The 15,489-nt window shown below is 63.6% G+C and carries 22 protein-coding genes and 1 tRNA gene; 14 read left to right on the forward strand and 9 right to left on the reverse strand.

From position 1 onward, the window contains the following. Positions 1-122: 122 nt before the first annotated feature. The 4 genes from rpsR to rpmB are packed head-to-tail and all read right to left on the reverse strand — an operon-like array spanning position 123 to position 1,103. On the reverse strand, positions 123-380 hold the full coding sequence (rpsR, locus tag M1L53_RS07930) for a 30S ribosomal protein S18 (protein WP_003946414.1): 258 nt from the start codon (positions 378-380) through the stop codon (positions 123-125). A gap of 9 nt (positions 381-389) precedes the next feature. Then, complete coding sequence (gene rpsN / locus M1L53_RS07935; RefSeq protein ID WP_003946379.1) at positions 390-695, reverse strand: 30S ribosomal protein S14; 306 nt, start codon at positions 693-695, stop codon at positions 390-392. Between the two features lie 2 nt (positions 696-697). Next, on the reverse strand, positions 698-862 hold the full coding sequence (rpmG, locus tag M1L53_RS07940; protein WP_003946358.1) for a 50S ribosomal protein L33: 165 nt from the start codon (positions 860-862) through the stop codon (positions 698-700). A 4-nt stretch (positions 863-866) separates the two neighbouring features. Continuing rightward, positions 867-1,103 (reverse strand): 50S ribosomal protein L28, encoded by a 237-nt coding sequence (gene rpmB / locus M1L53_RS07945; protein ID WP_003946346.1) that lies wholly within the window; start codon positions 1,101-1,103, stop codon positions 867-869. Between the two features lie 104 nt (positions 1,104-1,207). Between rpmB and mrf the strand changes: the two genes are divergently transcribed. The 9 genes from mrf to M1L53_RS07990 all read left to right on the forward strand — a co-directional run bounded on the left by mrf (position 1,208) and on the right by M1L53_RS07990 (position 8,227). Next, positions 1,208-2,461: a ribosome hibernation factor-recruiting GTPase MRF gene (mrf, locus tag M1L53_RS07950; RefSeq protein ID WP_003946410.1), complete on the forward strand. Its 1,254-nt coding sequence runs from the start codon at positions 1,208-1,210 to the stop codon at positions 2,459-2,461. Beyond that, complete coding sequence (locus tag M1L53_RS07955; protein ID WP_003946367.1) at positions 2,458-2,712, forward strand: type B 50S ribosomal protein L31; 255 nt, start codon at positions 2,458-2,460, stop codon at positions 2,710-2,712. The genes mrf and M1L53_RS07955 overlap by 4 nt, the downstream gene beginning before the upstream one ends. Then, a complete protein-coding gene (rpmF, locus tag M1L53_RS07960; RefSeq protein WP_007727540.1) occupies positions 2,712-2,885 on the forward strand; it encodes a 50S ribosomal protein L32 in 174 nt (57 codons plus the stop codon). Before M1L53_RS07955 ends, rpmF begins: the two co-directional genes overlap by 1 nt. A gap of 18 nt (positions 2,886-2,903) precedes the next feature. Next, positions 2,904-3,515, forward strand: a complete 612-nt coding sequence (locus M1L53_RS07965; RefSeq protein WP_003946409.1) for a trimeric intracellular cation channel family protein — start codon at positions 2,904-2,906, stop codon at positions 3,513-3,515. A 70-nt stretch (positions 3,516-3,585) separates the two neighbouring features. After that, the gene (locus M1L53_RS07970; protein ID WP_003946387.1) at positions 3,586-4,272 is read left to right on the forward strand and encodes a response regulator transcription factor; all 687 of its coding nucleotides are present in this window, start codon (positions 3,586-3,588) and stop codon (positions 4,270-4,272) included. Between the two features lie 65 nt (positions 4,273-4,337). Then, a complete protein-coding gene (locus M1L53_RS07975; protein WP_020908630.1) occupies positions 4,338-5,717 on the forward strand; it encodes a HAMP domain-containing sensor histidine kinase in 1,380 nt (459 codons plus the stop codon). A 225-nt stretch (positions 5,718-5,942) separates the two neighbouring features. Beyond that, positions 5,943-7,466 carry a S1C family serine protease gene (locus tag M1L53_RS07980; RefSeq protein ID WP_230587546.1) on the forward strand — a complete coding sequence of 508 codons (1,524 nt, stop codon included), beginning with the start codon at positions 5,943-5,945 and terminating at the stop codon, positions 7,464-7,466. Between the two features lie 80 nt (positions 7,467-7,546). Beyond that, positions 7,547-8,044: a molybdenum cofactor biosynthesis protein B gene (locus M1L53_RS07985; protein ID WP_176720912.1), complete on the forward strand. Its 498-nt coding sequence runs from the start codon at positions 7,547-7,549 to the stop codon at positions 8,042-8,044. Positions 8,045-8,050: 6 nt separating this feature from the next. Continuing rightward, on the forward strand, positions 8,051-8,227 hold the full coding sequence (locus M1L53_RS07990; RefSeq protein WP_003946347.1) for a hypothetical protein: 177 nt from the start codon (positions 8,051-8,053) through the stop codon (positions 8,225-8,227). Positions 8,228-8,286: 59 nt separating this feature from the next. On the opposite strand, the gene mscL is transcribed toward M1L53_RS07990, so the two are convergent. The 4 genes from mscL to M1L53_RS08010 all read right to left on the reverse strand — a co-directional run bounded on the left by mscL (position 8,287) and on the right by M1L53_RS08010 (position 10,634). Then, the gene (mscL, locus tag M1L53_RS07995; protein ID WP_054188809.1) at positions 8,287-8,709 is read right to left on the reverse strand and encodes a large conductance mechanosensitive channel protein MscL; all 423 of its coding nucleotides are present in this window, start codon (positions 8,707-8,709) and stop codon (positions 8,287-8,289) included. Between the two features lie 99 nt (positions 8,710-8,808). After that, positions 8,809-9,555: an SAF domain-containing protein gene (locus M1L53_RS08000; protein WP_065455352.1), complete on the reverse strand. Its 747-nt coding sequence runs from the start codon at positions 9,553-9,555 to the stop codon at positions 8,809-8,811. Positions 9,556-9,632: 77 nt separating this feature from the next. After that, entirely contained in the window at positions 9,633-9,944 is a 312-nt protein-coding gene (locus M1L53_RS08005; RefSeq protein WP_003946378.1) for an FmdB family zinc ribbon protein, read from the reverse strand. Between the two features lie 111 nt (positions 9,945-10,055). After that, positions 10,056-10,634 (reverse strand): 5-formyltetrahydrofolate cyclo-ligase, encoded by a 579-nt coding sequence (locus M1L53_RS08010; protein WP_054188808.1) that lies wholly within the window; start codon positions 10,632-10,634, stop codon positions 10,056-10,058. A gap of 59 nt (positions 10,635-10,693) precedes the next feature. Between M1L53_RS08010 and M1L53_RS08015 the strand changes: the two genes are divergently transcribed. The 5 genes from M1L53_RS08015 (at position 10,694) to M1L53_RS08035 (ending at position 14,827) form a co-directional block, all read left to right on the forward strand. Continuing rightward, complete coding sequence (locus M1L53_RS08015; protein ID WP_003946415.1) at positions 10,694-11,605, forward strand: UTP--glucose-1-phosphate uridylyltransferase; 912 nt, start codon at positions 10,694-10,696, stop codon at positions 11,603-11,605. A gap of 125 nt (positions 11,606-11,730) precedes the next feature. Continuing rightward, the gene (gene glp / locus M1L53_RS08020) at positions 11,731-12,990 is read left to right on the forward strand and encodes a gephyrin-like molybdotransferase Glp (protein ID WP_003946353.1); all 1,260 of its coding nucleotides are present in this window, start codon (positions 11,731-11,733) and stop codon (positions 12,988-12,990) included. Positions 12,991-13,011: 21 nt separating this feature from the next. Then, positions 13,012-13,647: a GNAT family N-acetyltransferase gene (locus M1L53_RS08025; protein ID WP_007727523.1), complete on the forward strand. Its 636-nt coding sequence runs from the start codon at positions 13,012-13,014 to the stop codon at positions 13,645-13,647. Between the two features lie 267 nt (positions 13,648-13,914). After that, positions 13,915-14,649 (forward strand): gephyrin-like molybdotransferase receptor GlpR, encoded by a 735-nt coding sequence (gene glpR, locus M1L53_RS08030; RefSeq protein WP_007727521.1) that lies wholly within the window; start codon positions 13,915-13,917, stop codon positions 14,647-14,649. A gap of 102 nt (positions 14,650-14,751) precedes the next feature. After that, positions 14,752-14,827, forward strand: a tRNA-Ala gene (locus tag M1L53_RS08035). A gap of 292 nt (positions 14,828-15,119) precedes the next feature. Here M1L53_RS08035 and M1L53_RS08040 read toward each other — a convergent pair. After that, positions 15,120-15,383, reverse strand: a complete 264-nt coding sequence (locus M1L53_RS08040; RefSeq protein WP_155277927.1) for a hypothetical protein — start codon at positions 15,381-15,383, stop codon at positions 15,120-15,122. Positions 15,384-15,489 lie beyond the last annotated feature (106 nt).

Below are 15,489 nucleotides of genomic sequence, written 5' to 3' on the forward strand. Positions count from 1 at the left end.
CACCTCTCGACTGGAATGAACGACTTCGGGAAAATCTTAGTCAGGGCAACAAAAAGGCCGCGCAGTCGAGTGACTGCGCGACCTCTTCGGTACTTCTACGTGTGACTACTGAGCACGTATGACTACCGGGCGGCGGTGAAGGGGAGCAACGCCATTTCGCGTGCGTTCTTCACTGCAACGGCGACCTGACGCTGCTGCTGCGGGGTCAGGCCCGTGACGCGACGGCTGCGGATCTTGCCGCGGTCCGAGATGAACGTGCGAAGCAAGTTGATGTCCTTGTAATCGACATGCGTGATCTTCGCTGCGAACAACGGGTTCTTCTTGGGCTTACGACCCTCTACGGGGCGTGGCTTCTTCGACGGTGAACGCTTGACTGCCATCCGACTTCCTTACCAGCTCGACTTGTGTACGCCAGGCAGTTCCCCACGGTGCGCCATTTCTCGCACGCGAATCCGGGAGAGCCCGAACTTCCGCAGGTGGCCGCGCGGACGTCCATCCGCAGCGTCTCGATTGCGCAATCGTACCGGACTGGCGTCGCGTGGTAGACGTTGCAGGGTCGCTTGGGCCTTCGCGCGCTCCTCTGCCGAGCTTTTCGGGGAGCGGATCGTCTCCTTGAGAGCGGACCGCTGCTCCGCGTACCGCTCGACGACGACCCGTCGCTGGTTGTTCTTCGCGATCTTCGACTTCTTGGCCATGCCTACTTCTCTTCTCGGAAATCGACGTGCTTTCGCAGCACTGGGTCGTACTTCTTCAGTACGAGTCGATCGGGGTCGTTACGACGGTTCTTGCGGGTCACGTACGTGTACCCGGTGCCCGCGGTGGACTTGAGTTTCACGATCGGGCGGATCTCGTTGCGTGCCATCTGCTCAGACCTTCTCGCCGCGCGCGCGGATCCGGGCGACGACGGATTCGATGCCGTCGCGGTCGATCGTCTTGATGCCCTTGGTCGAGAGCGTGAGTGTGATGCGACGCCCCTCGCTGGGCAGGAGGTAGGTCTTGCGCTGGATGTTCGGGTTCCAGCGACGGTTCGAACGCTTGTGAGAGTGCGAGACGGATTTTCCGAACCCCGGCACACGTCCGGTCACTTGGCAGTGAGCCGACATGGGTGTTCCTTTCAACTTGCAGATGACAATCATTTTCGACAATGCGGTGAGATCAATGTACCGTTCAACCTCGGTAATGACAATCATTCCCAGAAAGGCCCGCTGTGAACACGATCTTGGACGGCAGGACTCCGCTGGTCCTGGTCGCCGGCATGAGCGAATCCACCCCACACACCGCACGAGCGTTGCTGAGAACCGGAACTGTTCTGGTCCACCACGACCTGAGCCACGTCCGTGAAGGGGTGGTCCGGCGGACGGTCACCTCGATGACCGGGAGTGCCGGGTCTGCCGGCACTGTGTCCGAGCGCGAGACGATCCTCGAGCTCGCGCACGGCTGCGTCTCCTGCACCCTGCGCGAAGACTTGCTGCCGCTCCTGCGCCGGCTTCACTCGCACAGTTCGGTGCAGCGGATCGTGTTGCTGTTGGACCGGCAACTCGAGCCCGAGGCGCTGTGCTGGGCGATCGAGCACGTCGTCGTGACCGGCGTCGTCGGCCAACTGGACGGACCGGCGCAGCGGGACGTCCGCGTCGACGCCGTAGTGACGTGCATCGACGCGGCGACCTGGCTGGCAGACGCCACCGGCGACGAAGCTCTCGACGACGACCGCACCCTGGCTCAGGTCGTCGTCGGGCAGGTCGACTTCGCCGACGCGCTCGTCCTACGCGGGTCCGATGCGCTCGACGGCTGGCAGCGGTCCCGCTTGAACGCGGTTCTCGCGCGCATCGCTCCACGGGTACCCGTCTTCGATGAGGGAGACGACATCGAGGCACTACTCCTCGAGGTGCCTGCGGATGCGCGACGCGGTGAACTGGCCGACGCTCACTCACCGCTGTTGCGTCGCCAGCCGCCGCTCGACGACGACGGCGGAGTGATGCTCGTCGAGTTCACCGCGAACCGGCCGTTCCACCCCGGTCGTCTGCACGAGGCGATCGACGTCCTGCTCGAAGGCGTCGTGTACTCCCGCGGACGAGTCTGGGTGGCGACGCAACCGGGTGAAGCGCTCTGGCTCGAATCGGCGGGCGGTGGCCTGCGAGTTGCCAGCGCGGACACCTGGCTTGCCGCGATGACGCCGGAGGAACGAGACCGCGTTCCAGCTGAACGCCGTGCACTCGCGGCCCTGAAATGGGACGAACGTTTCGGTGATCGCGACACCTCGATGGTCGTTCTCACATGCGGTGCGAACCCGCTCGAGATCGACCGAACACTGCAGCACGCCTTGGTCACCGACGACGAATTGGCGGACGAAGCGTCGTGGGCAACGTGGGAAGACCCGTTCGGCGAGTTTCACGAAGACCCGTGTGACGAATCCGAATCACCTTATGCCGAAACCGAATCAACGCGAGAGGGAAACGAATGAAGAAGCAGATGCACCCCGACTACCACCCGGTGGTCTTCCAGGACGCCAGCACCGGCAAGAGCTTCCTGACCCGATCGACCGTGACGAGTGAGCGCACCGTCGAATGGGAAGATGGTGGCACGTACCCGCTGCTGGTCGTCGACGTCACGAGCGACTCTCACCCGTTCTGGACCGGAGCGCAACGTGTGATGGACACCGCCGGACGCGTCGAGAAGTTCGAGCGGCGCTACGGAAAGCGCAAGGCACTCTGATGGCCGTTCCCAAGCGGAAGATGTCCCGTTCCAACACGCGCAGCCGTCGTGCCCAGTGGAAGGCGACGGCGCCCGATCTGGTCGAGGTCACAGCCTTCGGCCAGACCCACCGAGTCCCTCGGCGACTGGTCAAAGCAGTTCGACTCGGGGTGATCGACCCGAGCCGCATCTGACCGTGCGATCCTTGGCCGGTGCTGCTGAGGATCCTCGAACTGGTGGGCATCGTGGCGTTCGCGGCCTCGGGTGCCCTGGTGGGCGTCACCAAGCGACTCGACATCTTCGGGGTGTGCTCGGTGGGTGTGTTCACCGGCATCGGCGGCGGTATCGTCCGCGACGTTCTCCTCGGCGTCCATCCGCCCAGCTCTCTGAGCAGTTGGCCGTACTTCGGAACGGCCGCCGCCACCTCACTCGCCGTGTTCTACCTCCACGAGCCGCTCAATCGACTGCGTCGTGAAATCCTGGCGCTCGACGCACTGGGGATGGGCTTGTTCGCGAGCACCGGCGCCGTCATCGCGCTGGACAACAACGCCAGTTCGCTGGCAGCGACGTTGATCGGTGCGACCGCGGCGATCGGCGGCGGCGTGATCCGCGACGTTCTCGTCAACGAGGTGCCACTGCTCCTGCACAAGGACCTGTACGCGGTTCCCGCACTGCTCGGCGCTGCGTTGGTGGTCACAGTCTCGCAAGCCGGACTGTCCACCAACGCCGCGCTGGTGTGCGGCACAGCGTTCGCCGCGGTGTTCAGACTGCTTGCGTTATGGCGTCATTGGAGCCTGCCCGGGCCGAGGCGAACCCGGGACTGACCGCGACACGCCGGAGGCCGGAATCGGACCCTCTCAGCCGCATCTCAGCACTTCAGTCCAAACTGTCGGTATGCGTATTTTGGTGGTCGACGACGACCGGGCGGTTCGCGAGTCGCTTCGGCGGTCGCTCAGCTTCAACGGCTACACGGTCGAGCTCGCGGTCGACGGGCTCGACGCACTCGAGAAGATCCTCGCCAACCGGCCCGACGCCGTCGTGCTCGACGTCATGATGCCGCGACTCGACGGACTCGAAGTGTGCCGTCGTCTTCGCAGTGCCGGCGACGACCTGCCCATCCTCGTGCTCACCGCCCGCGATTCGGTCAGCGAGCGAGTGGCCGGTCTCGATGCCGGAGCGGACGACTACCTGCCCAAGCCCTTCGCTTTGGAAGAGTTGCTTGCCAGGTTGCGTGCACTACTTCGCCGCACCGCGCCCGATCTGGACGCCGATTCCGAAATGATGGCGTTCGAGGACCTCACCCTCGACCCGGTCACCCGTGAGGTCAAGCGCGGCGAACGATCGATCAGCCTGACGCGCACCGAGTTCTCCCTCCTCGAAATGCTCATGGCCAACCCACGCCGCGTGCTGACCCGTGGACGCATTCTCGAAGAAGTGTGGGGATACGACTTCCCGACGTCCGGCAATGCCCTCGAGGTGTATGTCGGCTACCTGCGTCGCAAGACGGAAGCCGACGGCGAACCGAGGTTGATCCACACCGTCCGCGGAGTCGGCTACGTCCTGCGGGAGACGCCTCCGTGATCACCGCTCCGTTCGGCAAGAACGCCGAACCGAAGAAATCCTCCACCACCCAAGCGTCCGTCGAAATGCGCCCGCCGATGCCGCTGACCCGTTCGGTGTCATTGCGTTGGCGTGTGACGCTGCTCGCCGCGTCGGTGGTGGCCATTGCCGTCGCAGTCATGGCGATCGCTGCCTACGCGGTGGTTTCGCGTGCGCTCTACGCGGACGTCGATCACCAGTTGCGTACCAGGGCAGCGGTGCTGATCGACAGCAATGTCGTGCGATTCGATCCTCGCTACATCTCCGGTGCGACGCTGTACACCACCGACATCAGTGTGGCCCTGATCTTCTCGGACCTGAGCACGTACCAGCCGCCCGGTTCCGACGTGCCGATCGGTGAAGCCGAAGACGCCGTAGCGCGTGGCGAATCGGATTCCTCGCTGCGAACCGTCGACGGTCAGCGAGTGCTGGCTCAACGAACCCATGACGGAAGCACTTTGGTGATCGGTCAGCGGCTCGCGCCGACCGTTGCGGTACTGGACCGTCTGGCCTGGGTGCTCTTCGTGGTCGGCGGGTGTGGCGTCATACTTGCGGCGGTGGCGGGTACTACCGTGGGCCGCACCGGTTTACGACCTATTGCCAGGCTGACTGCTGCCACCGAACGAGTCGCTCGGACCGACGATCTGACGCAGATCCCCGTTACCGGCAGCGACGAATTGGCGCGCCTGACAGAGAGTTTCAACACGATGCTGCGGGCGCTCGCCGAGTCCCGTGAGCGTCAGTCGCGCCTCGTTGCGGACGCCGGACACGAGTTGCGGACGCCGTTGACTTCGTTGCGCACCAACATGGAATTGCTGATCGCGTCCAGTCGCCCCGGTGCGCCGCAGATTCCCGACGAGGACATGGCAGAACTTCGTGCCGACGTCGTCGCGCAGATCGAGGAACTCTCGACTCTGGTCGGCGACCTCGTCGACCTGGCCCGTGAAGACGCACCCGAAACCGTGTACGAGCGCGTCGACGTCAGCGACGTCGTCGAGCGTGCGCTCGAACGAGCGCGGCGCAGGCGCAACGAAATCGAGTTTGAGGCGGTCACCACTCCGTGGTACGTCTACGGAGATCAAGCGGGCCTGTCGCGTGCCGTGCTGAACGTCCTCGACAACGCTGCGAAGTGGAGTCCGAAGGGCGAACAGGTACGCGTCGAAATGCGACCGGTGGGTCAAGGATTGTTGGAATTGACCGTAAGTGATGCGGGACCTGGCATTCCGGAGGAGGATCGGGAGTTGGTGTTCGATCGTTTCTACCGGTCGACTGCGGCACGTTCGATGCCGGGATCGGGTCTGGGACTTGCGATTGTGCGTCAGGTCGTCGTCAAGCACGGCGGCACCATCGCGATCGACGAATCCGATCGTGGGGGAGCGCTTGTTCGTATCGTGCTTCCCGGTGAACCGGGGCCGAGTGCCGAGTAGCGTGTTCTGTAGACCGTTGGTCCCGCGCTTCGGTGACTGACGTCACGGCTTAATGCGTTCGGCCCGAAAGTCTTTCGGGCCGAACCGACAACACCGGTTTTTCACGTCGAACTCTGGGTAAAGTGACAGGCACGTCTCAGCGCCTTCTCAGCAGCGCAAGGCAGCATTGTCGGCAGAACAGTTGTGACTGCCCGTCCGGTGGTCACCGTAGACGAAAGCGAGCCGATGACCGAGGACCGTAACGTCGGGCCGACCCGGCCCGAGCAGCCCAACAGCGAGCCCACCACCCAGGCGCAGCCGACAGCACCTCAGGCACAGCCGACAGCACCTCAGGCACAGCCTCCCGTGCCGCCGCAGCAGCCTCAGGGGCAGGCGCCTCAGCAGCCGTACCAGCCGACCGAGTCGTTCGCCCGACCCGCCGAAGCCCGACCCACTGAAGGCAGGCCCACCGAAGCCTTCGGGCAGGCACAGCAGCAGCCCACGCAGGCTTTCGGCCACCCGCACGGTGCCCATGAGGCCGCGTACCAGCAGAGCGCCCCGTACGGCGCACCCAACCCTGGTGGCCCCGGCGGTCCGAACGGCCCGGGCGGCGGCCACAACCAGATCCCCGCACCGCTGCAGGGGCCGAACTCCGGTTCGACCACCACCAAGCCGAAGTCGGGACGCATGGCGCTGGTTGCCGGCGCTCTCGCCCTGGTCCTGGTCAGTGGTGGTGTCGGTGGCGTGGTCGGCGCCGTCGTCGCGGACCGCAACGGTGGAACCGCGACGGTCACCAACTCTCTGAACGCTCCGAAGCCCACTGCGACCAACACGTCCAACGCTCCCGCCGGCTCGGTTCAGGCCGTTGCCTCGAAGGTCGTGCCCAGCGTCGTGCAGATCGAGGTGGCCACCGCGCAGGGACAGGGCGGTGAGGGCTCCGGTGTCATCCTGTCCTCCGACGGTCTGATTCTGACCAACAACCACGTTGCCGGCGCACAGGGAGCGCAACTTCGCGTTGCGTTCTCCGACGGAACCAAGGCCTCGGCCACTCTGGTCGGTGCCGACCCCGTCTCCGACATCGCCGTCATCAAGGTCGACGGTCGCAACGACCTCACGCCCATCGATCTCGGCAACTCCGGCGACGTCCAGGTCGGACAGCAGGTGGTTGCCGTCGGGTCCCCGCTCGGCCTGGCCGGCACGGTCACCGAAGGCATCATCTCCGCACTCGATCGCCCGGTCTCCACGAGCGGCGAGTCCGGCAACCAGAACACCGTCATCGACGCTCTGCAGACCGACGCAGCGATCAACCCCGGCAACTCCGGTGGCGCCCTCGTCAACATGGACGGCCAGCTGATCGGCATCAACACGGCGATCGCCTCGCTCGGAGCGTCGTCGGGTACCCAAGGCGGTTCGATCGGACTTGGTTTCGCCATCCCGATCGATCAGGCACGCCGCGTCGCCGACGAACTGATCAAGACCGGCAAGGCGACTCAGGCCATGATCGGCGTGACCGTGCCGTCGCAGGACAACGCCGACGGCGCAACCGTCATGGATGTCACTGCTGACGGGCCGGCCGCCAAGGCCGGTATCCCGAAGGGTGCAGTCATCACCAAGGTCGACGATCGTGTTGTCGCAGATGGTGATTCGCTGATCGCGGCAGTGCGTTCACATGCTCCCGGCGACAAGGTCTCGATCACGTACAGCGACGGCGGGCAGACCAAGACCGTCGACGTCACGTTGGGAACCGCGGCAGCGCAGGGCGGCCGATGATGTTCGGCGATCAGCAGACGATCGACCCGATCTTCGGCCAGATCGCAACGGCGTCGGGATCGGACACTACGGTAGGAGTCATGGAACTCGAAGCCACATCGGCCGGCCGCGCTCTGGTCGTCATCGTCGACGATCGCACAGCCCACGGCGACAACACCGACTCCATCGGTCCACTGGTCACGGAACTGCTGAACGAAGCGGGTTTTCTCGTCGATGCGACGGTCGCCGTCGCCGCCGACGAAGTGGAGATCCGCAACGCTCTCAACACCGCAGTCATCGGTGGCGTCGACCTCGTCATCTCGGTCGGCGGTACCGGGGTATCCCCGCGTGACGTCACTCCTGACGTGACCGCTGAGGTTCTCGATCGCGAGATCCCGGGAATTGCCGAAGCACTTCGTGCTTCCGGTCTTTCGGCCGGATCGCTCGAAGCAGGCTTGTCCCGCGGCCTCGTCGGGGTTTCGGGAAGCACCGTGGTAGCCAATCTGGCGTCGACCAGGCCGGCAATTCGCGACGGCATGGCAACCCTGACGGCTTTGGCGAGTCACGTGATCGCCGAGCTGTCCAGCCTCGAGGGCTGAGACAGCTTGTCGGAGCAACCAGATACCCCGAAGAAGCCGTCAGTCGACAAGAAGCGCCTGGCGCGCATCTTCGGGGACGTCTTTCCCGAGACGACGTCGGACGAGCGGGGTCCCGAAGGATCCTCGCGGTCCTCGGACGACGACTGGCTGCGCAGTCAGCGGCCCCCGCACCACGGCGGTTGAGAAGTAAATCAGGCCCCCGGACAATTGTCCGAGGGCATGATTTGATCTGTGGGCACTGCCTATTCGAGAGACTTGGCGTGCGCTCCCGTGTCGGCGCCACCGGCATTGGCCGAGAGGATGTCGCGGATCTGGATGAGCAGATCGGTTTCGCTGGCTTCCTTGTCCTCGGGCTCGGAGACGAACTTCTTCTTCGCCGCATTCGCAGGGACGATCAGCACGAAGTAGACGACCGCTGCGATGATGATGAAGTTGATGATCGCGGTGACGACCGCACCGAAGTTCAGGAACGTCTCAGCGGAGTTACCCGTCAGCTGAATGCCCCACCCGTATTCGTTGGCTCCGCCAATCGAAGCGACAAGTGGGTTGATGATATTGCTGGTGAAGGCAGTCACGATGGCGGTGAAGGCCGCGCCGATGACCACTGCGACGGCCAGGTCGAGCACGTTTCCGCGAAGCAGGAAGTCCTTGAATCCCTTGAGCATGTCGGTGTCCCCTCGAGTCTCCGATGGCAAGTGCCAGATGGTCCGTTGATACCGAACCGACTGGAAAAATCCTAGAGGAGCTTCGGACGCTTTGTGCGGTCAGCGGAATGTCACGGTGATCGCATTGGACAGAGATGCCGCGGCTACGACGTTGGCTGCTGGTGTCGGCAGGGCCAGCAAAATCACCTGTTCCTGCTGGTTACGTGTACTTTCCGACGTGGTGACCAACGCGACTACCGCTCCTGCCGCAAGAATTTGTGGGGCCTTGTCTGCAACTGATTCGTTGGGTGTGTCGGGGTGGGGTGTGTCTGGGCGGGATGTGTCAGGGCCGACGGTCAGGACGTCGACGACGTCCCCGCTGCGCAACATGTCCGCGACGGCCGCATCGGCCAATCGGACGGGGACGATGCGGGCGTCGTCGGTTCCTACCGACAACCCGGCCAGCCGTGGGCTGAGAACGCGCACGTCGGTGACGGTTTCTCCGGAGCGAATCGGGCCGGCAACGGTTCTCCCGACTACCAGGTCGGTGTCGGAGACAACTCCTTCGGGAAGTTGTTTCGAGTCGATCTCGCGGACCTCGACGTCCGAATCCGCAATCACCTGCCCCGGAGTGAGATCGCGGCTCGAGACAACTACGGCGACGGTGTCAGTCGCGGGATCGCCTCGAAAGAAGAGAACAACGCCGAGTGTGGCCAGGACGACCGCTGCGATCTTGCGGACGGTCGCTGAGCGAAACCGTGTGCCGCGTGTCAGTTCGACGACGCGATCGAAGGTGTTCGGCGTGAGATCGAGCTGGGCGCGCAATGGATGGGAGCGCCTCGGCGAACGAGAACGTACTGACGGCATTCATGCACGTTAGGGCCGGAAGCGGTGCTTCCGGCCCTAACAATGTGAACCTGTGGACAACCCGGAGGTTGTGGAAATCAGCTCGCGGCAGCCTTTGCGGGCGCCGGCGTGCTGGTCGACGAACTCGATGTCGAAGAGGAGTCCGACTTGGACTCGGACTTCGCAGCGGGTGCCGAATCACTCTTGGCGGGCTCGCTCGCAGTCCCGGAGCCGCCGCGGCTGTCGGTGCGGTAGAAGCCGCTGCCCTTGAACACGATGCCAACAGAGTTGAACAGCTTGCGGAGCTTGCCTGAGCAAGCTGGGCAGACCGTCAGCGAATCTTCGCTGAAGGACTGGACGATGTCGAAACGGTTGTCACATTCCGTACATGCGTATGAGTAGGTGGGCACCGGGCTTCCTCCGCACTGTGATGTTCGAGCAGCCGCGTATTTACACCGCAGCCTTTAGCACTCTACAAGTGACAGTGCCAACAGCGCTAATCAGGGATCTATTCCCGCAGATCAATCGCCTTTGAGTTGCGTGAGACCGCCGCTTGGCGTCAATGCCCAGCCCATGGGAATGTCGTGGTCGTCGGCAGGCAAGGCCTCGACGAGTTCGGAGTCTCTGACAATTGCCACGAGCCGAGTCTGTGGTCCGACCGACCCTAGCGTCCGGTCGTAGAAGCCTGCGCCACGGCCGAGGCGTGTTCCGCGAAGATCCACCGCGAGAGCAGGGATCAGCATGCATTCCACGTCGGACAGGGTTTCCGGTGGTAGGACGGGTCCGACAGGCTCCCGAATGCCGTACTTCGCGGGACGCAAACCGTCCGCGCCGCTGTACTCGACCCAGGACAACGGTCCCGGCTCCCCGGTGATCGGAAGTAGTACACGCTGAGCGATCTCGGCAACGGCGTCGAGCAAATCGGTGGATCCTGGTTCGGTGCGGGTGGGGACGTACGCACAGACGACCGAGCCGTCGACAATCACTGAACGTATGTGCGTGATCAACGCCGCAGTTTCCGTGTTTCGAGTGTGCTCGGAGACTGCATCACGTGCTGCGAGTGTGATTTGTCGCCATTGTGCTTTTGTCTGAGGTGTCACCCCGCAACGATATTCGTCGTGCTGACCGAGCGGTAACAAGCGGCGGCTAAGGTGTTGGCATGACAGACGTTGTCGCTAGCAGCACGAGGGCCTTCCGTACGGCCGTGGTTCCCGCAGCCGGACTTGGTACGCGTTTCCTGCCTGCCACCAAGACGGTTCCGAAAGAATTGCTGCCGGTCGTGGACACACCGGGTATCGAACTGGTGGCAGGTGAAGCTGCGGACTCGGGAGCCGAGCGGCTCGTCATCGTGACGTCCCCGGGCAAAGACGGCGTGGTTGCCCACTTCGTCGAGGATCTCGTGCTCGAAAGCAAGCTGGAAGCAAGCGGAAAACTCGCTGCCCTGGCGAAGGTGCGCAAAGCGCCGGGTTTGCTCGAAGTCGACTCCGTGATTCAGGAGCAGCCCCTCGGCCTCGGGCATGCAGTCGGTTGCGTCGAGTCGGTTCTCGACGACGACGAAGACGCCATCGCGGTCCTTCTGCCCGATGATCTCGTACTACCGCGTGGCGTCCTGGAGATCATGGCGCGAGTTCGGGCCAAGCGCGGCGGGTCCGTTCTCTGTGCAATCGACGTCCCGAAAGACGCAGTCAGCGCTTACGGCGTCTTCGACGTCGAGATCGTTCCCGACGCGGTCAATCCCGACGTCCTCAAGGTCGTCGGCATGGTCGAGAAGCCGGCTGTGGAAGACGCGCCGTCGACCTTTGCCGCTGCAGGTCGCTATCTGCTCGATCGTGCGATCTTCGACGCACTTCGTCGCATCGAGCCGGGAGCCGGCGGTGAGTTGCAACTCACCGACGCCATCGCTCTCCTGATTTCCGAGGGCCATCCGGTTCACGTGGTGGTGCACCGCGGAACGCGTCATGACCTGGGCAACCCCGGCGGGTACCTCCGCGCTTCGGTGGACCTGGCACTCGACAGTGACGATTACGGCCCGTCCTTGCGTAAGTGGCTCGCGGATCGGCTCGACCGCTGAGCGTGTCGCCACGGTGGTTGATCGCCCGATAACGCAGTATCAATGTGCTTGTCCCTTTTCGGCGGCAAGGCATCATGAGCTGACGGATATCACCGAATTTCCAGACACAGGAGGACGCGGACCAGATGCGGTCGGTTGAGGAGCAGCAGACCAGGGTTACCGCTGCTGCAGTGGCACCCCGTCCGGTTCGGGTCGCCATCTCGGAGGCGCAGGGACTGCTGTGTGCCGAGGAAGTGGTGACCGAACGCCCATTGCCGGGATTCGATCAAGCTGCCATCGACGGTTACGCGGTTCGCAGTGTCGATGTCGCCGGCGCCGGAGCCGACCTCCGAGGCGAGGACGGCGAGCCTACCGACCTCAGCTTGCCGGTGGTCGGTGAGGTGACGGCGGGCTCACGCCAACCGATCCGCTTGCAACCTCGCCAGGCCGTCCGAGTCGACACCGGCGCGCCTTTGCCCACGCTGGCCGACGCAGTTCTTCCCCTCGAGAACACCGACGGTGGTCGCGCTCGCGTTCGGATCTTCGAGCCGGTGCGTTCGGGCGATTACGTTCGCCGTGCAGGCGACGACGTCCAGCCGGGCGACGTGGCCGTTCGGGCAGGCACCATCATCGGAGCCGCACAGGTCGGGTTGCTCGCCGCGGTCGGCCGCGACAAAGTACTCGTCCATCCCCGTCCGCGCCTCTCCGTCATCAGCGTCGGTGGAGAACTCGTCGACGTGGATCGCACGCCGGGGCCTGGTCAGGTTTACGACGTCAATTCGTATGCCCTCGCCGCCGCAGCGCGCGATGCCGGCGCCGACGTCAACCGTGTGGGAATCGCAGGCAACGACTCTCGTCGTCTTCGCGAAGTAGTCGAGGGACAGCTGATTCGCTCGGAAATCGTTGTCATCGCCGGTGCCGTGGGCGGCGGAGCGTCCGACGAGGTTCGTGAGGCGCTTGCCGACCTGGGGACACTCGAGGTGGAGCGCGTTGCCATGCATCCGGGATCGGTGCAAGGCTTCGGAAAGCTGGGAAGGGACGAGGTTCCGACCTTTCTCCTACCGTCCAACCCGGTCAGCGCACTGGTGGTATTCGAAGTCATGGTTCGCCCGCTGATCAGAATCGCGCTCGGACGCCGCCAGCCGATGCGGCGAGTAGTGAAGGCGCGGACAGTGGGAACGATCACGTCGATTGCCGATCGCAAGGGTTTTCTGCGTGGTCAGCTGATGCGTGACGAAGCGACAGGGGAGTACCTGGTGCAGGCCCTCGGGGGCGCGCCCGGTGCGTCCTCACATCTCCTCGCGACCTTGGCGGAAGCCAATTGCTTGGTTCTGGTCGATCGAGACGTCACCGAAGTGCACATCGGTGAAGAAGTCGACGTAGCTTTTCTCGCCCAACGTGGGTAACGCCGACCCGAGTGGGGTGTGATGTCAGTCCATCCAGGATGGCCGGAAGATCTCGGCCCGCTGCGAGTGCCCGCGGGAGTGGTGACCGTCCGCCCCGTGAAGCTCCGTGACGCTGCTGTGTGGAGTCGTCTCCGCATTCGCGATCGCGAGCACCTCGAGCCGTGGGAGCCCACCGGAGAATCGCCCTGGGATGCTCGCCACCACATCACCGTCTGGCCGTCCCTGTGCGGGAACCTTCGCTCCGAAGCGCGCAAGGGCAGGATCCTTCCCCTGGTGATCGAACTCGACGGGAAGTACTGCGGGCAGGTCACCATCGGAAATGTGGTGCGCGGCGCTCTGCGGTCCGCCTGGGTGGGCTATTGGGTCGCCTCGCACGTGACCGGTGGGGGCGTAGCCACAGCTGCCGTTGCACTCACACTCGATCACGCATTCTCGAAGGTCGGTCTGCATCGAGTGGAGGCCACTGTTCGGCCGGAGAACGCGTCGAGTCGCGCAGTCCTACGAAATGTTGGGTTCCGGGAGGAAGGTCTTCTCAAGCGCTACCTCGATGTCGACGGCCAATGGCGTGATCATCTTCTGGTCGGAATGACCATCGAGGAAGTACCCACCACCGTCGTCGACAGATTGGTGCGGTCCGGACGCGCTTCGTGGGTGTGACGAAGACGGCGCCAGAAGCGTGAGAAACGCGAGCTAAACAGCAGTTACCGCTGAGTAGTCCTACTTTCGGGCGGGAAAATGTGGTTTTTGATTCAACCAGAACTTGAGACTTTTGGGACTGAACCGGAAGTTCAGTTCGGTACGCGTGTGACACATGAGTATGGTGGGGTTCGGCGCGTCGGCAACGATGCGAGGGCGTCGGCCGTTAACCTTGACTCGTCAACGGCTGGCATAGGTGCTGGTAGGTGATCGGGAGGAGGCCGCGGCATGCCTAGCTCATTCGTGTGGATCGGGCTGGTGGCCGTGTGGCTGTTCGTCCTGGTGCCGATGCTTGTCAACAAGCGCCCCAGGATCCGGCAGACGAGTGACGCGGCACTCGCGACTCGAGTACTCCACCGCGGCGACAGCAACCCTGTTCAGCGCGGGCCGGCAGCAGGACATCGAAGCGATCCGAACTGGCAACCAGAACCAGTGCGCAGCAGCTACGACGCGGAGGACCAGATGGACACTCACGCAGAAGACGACTACGCCGGCGGTCGTGCACCGGTCGGAGAATTTGTTCCGGTTCGGCGCGGCCGAGGCGGATTCGACCCCGAAGCGGATGCCATCGCCCGGGAGGCGCGGTATGCATTCCGTCAGCGGACATTGCTGGGACTTGCGTTCGTCGCGATTCTCTCGGGCGCTCTCGCATTGATCATCTCGCCGATGGTGTGGTGGTTGTTTGCGCTGACCGTGTGCGGCCTCGGCGGGTACATGGCGTACTTGCGTCGGCAGGTTCGGATCGAGCAAGAGATTCGCCGCCGTCGTACCGAACGCCTCAACCGATCGCGACTCGGAGTCGAATCGCACACCGACGAAGAGCTTCGCCTGATTCCGGCGCGACTGCGTCGGCCAGGAGCGGTTGTCCTCGAGGTCGACGACGAAGATCCGGTGTTCGATCACCTGGATCACTACGAAGAAGAGATCAGGCACACCGAGATGCGTCGCGCGTCCGGTCAGTGATCTTCTGGGCCGATCTCGTCGGGCCGAAAGTTCGTGTCGGGTGATTCCAACGGGAGTATTCGTTCCTGTTAGAGTTGCCGAGCACCGCTGAGGCGGTGGCACGGGGCTGTGGCGCAGTTGGTAGCGCGCTTCGTTCGCATCGAAGAGGTCAGGGGTTCGATTCCCCTCAGCTCCACCAAGAAGTACCAGCGAAAAGGGTCTTTCAACGAAAGTTGAACGACCCTTTCCTGCATTTTCAGGGCCTGCCCGAATTGCGAAGATTCGATCTGAGTGTGCGCCGTTTCATACGATTGCGACCGCTGATCCGGACCGTTGAGCTTCCAAGTGAGGGATGATCCTTGGGCGGATACATGTTTGCCGGAAATGTAACGAGGGTGTGTCCGGTGCGATAGGCACGGTGAGTCTGCCGCAGTTTTCCGCAGGTCGGACGTATGTGTCGGGGAGGAATGTCGATGAGCCAGCCACGACGGCTAGCGATGATGCTTGTTGCTGTGATGTGCCTGATGGGTATCGGCGTCCTTGCCGTATCGGTCTTCCCCGCCATCGTCGCCGCCCAACCTGGCGGCAACAGCGGTGGTGGCAACAACGGCAATGGAAACGGCAATTACGGCAACAACGGTGGCAATAACAACGGCAACGGTGGCGGTCACAACGGCAACAACGGCAACGGTGGCGGCAACAACGGCAACGGTGGCGGCAACAACGGCAACGGCAACTATGGCTGGCATTGTCACCGTCACAACTGCGGCACGACCGTAATTCCGACACCGACCACGACGACTGAGCCGACCACGACGACTGAGCCGACCACGACGACTGAGCCGACCACGACGACTGAGC

The sequence above is a fragment of the Rhodococcus sp. T9N genome (genome assembly GCF_024436645.1).
GTDB classification, from domain to species: Bacteria; Actinomycetota; Actinomycetes; order Mycobacteriales; family Mycobacteriaceae; genus Rhodococcus_F; species Rhodococcus_F qingshengii.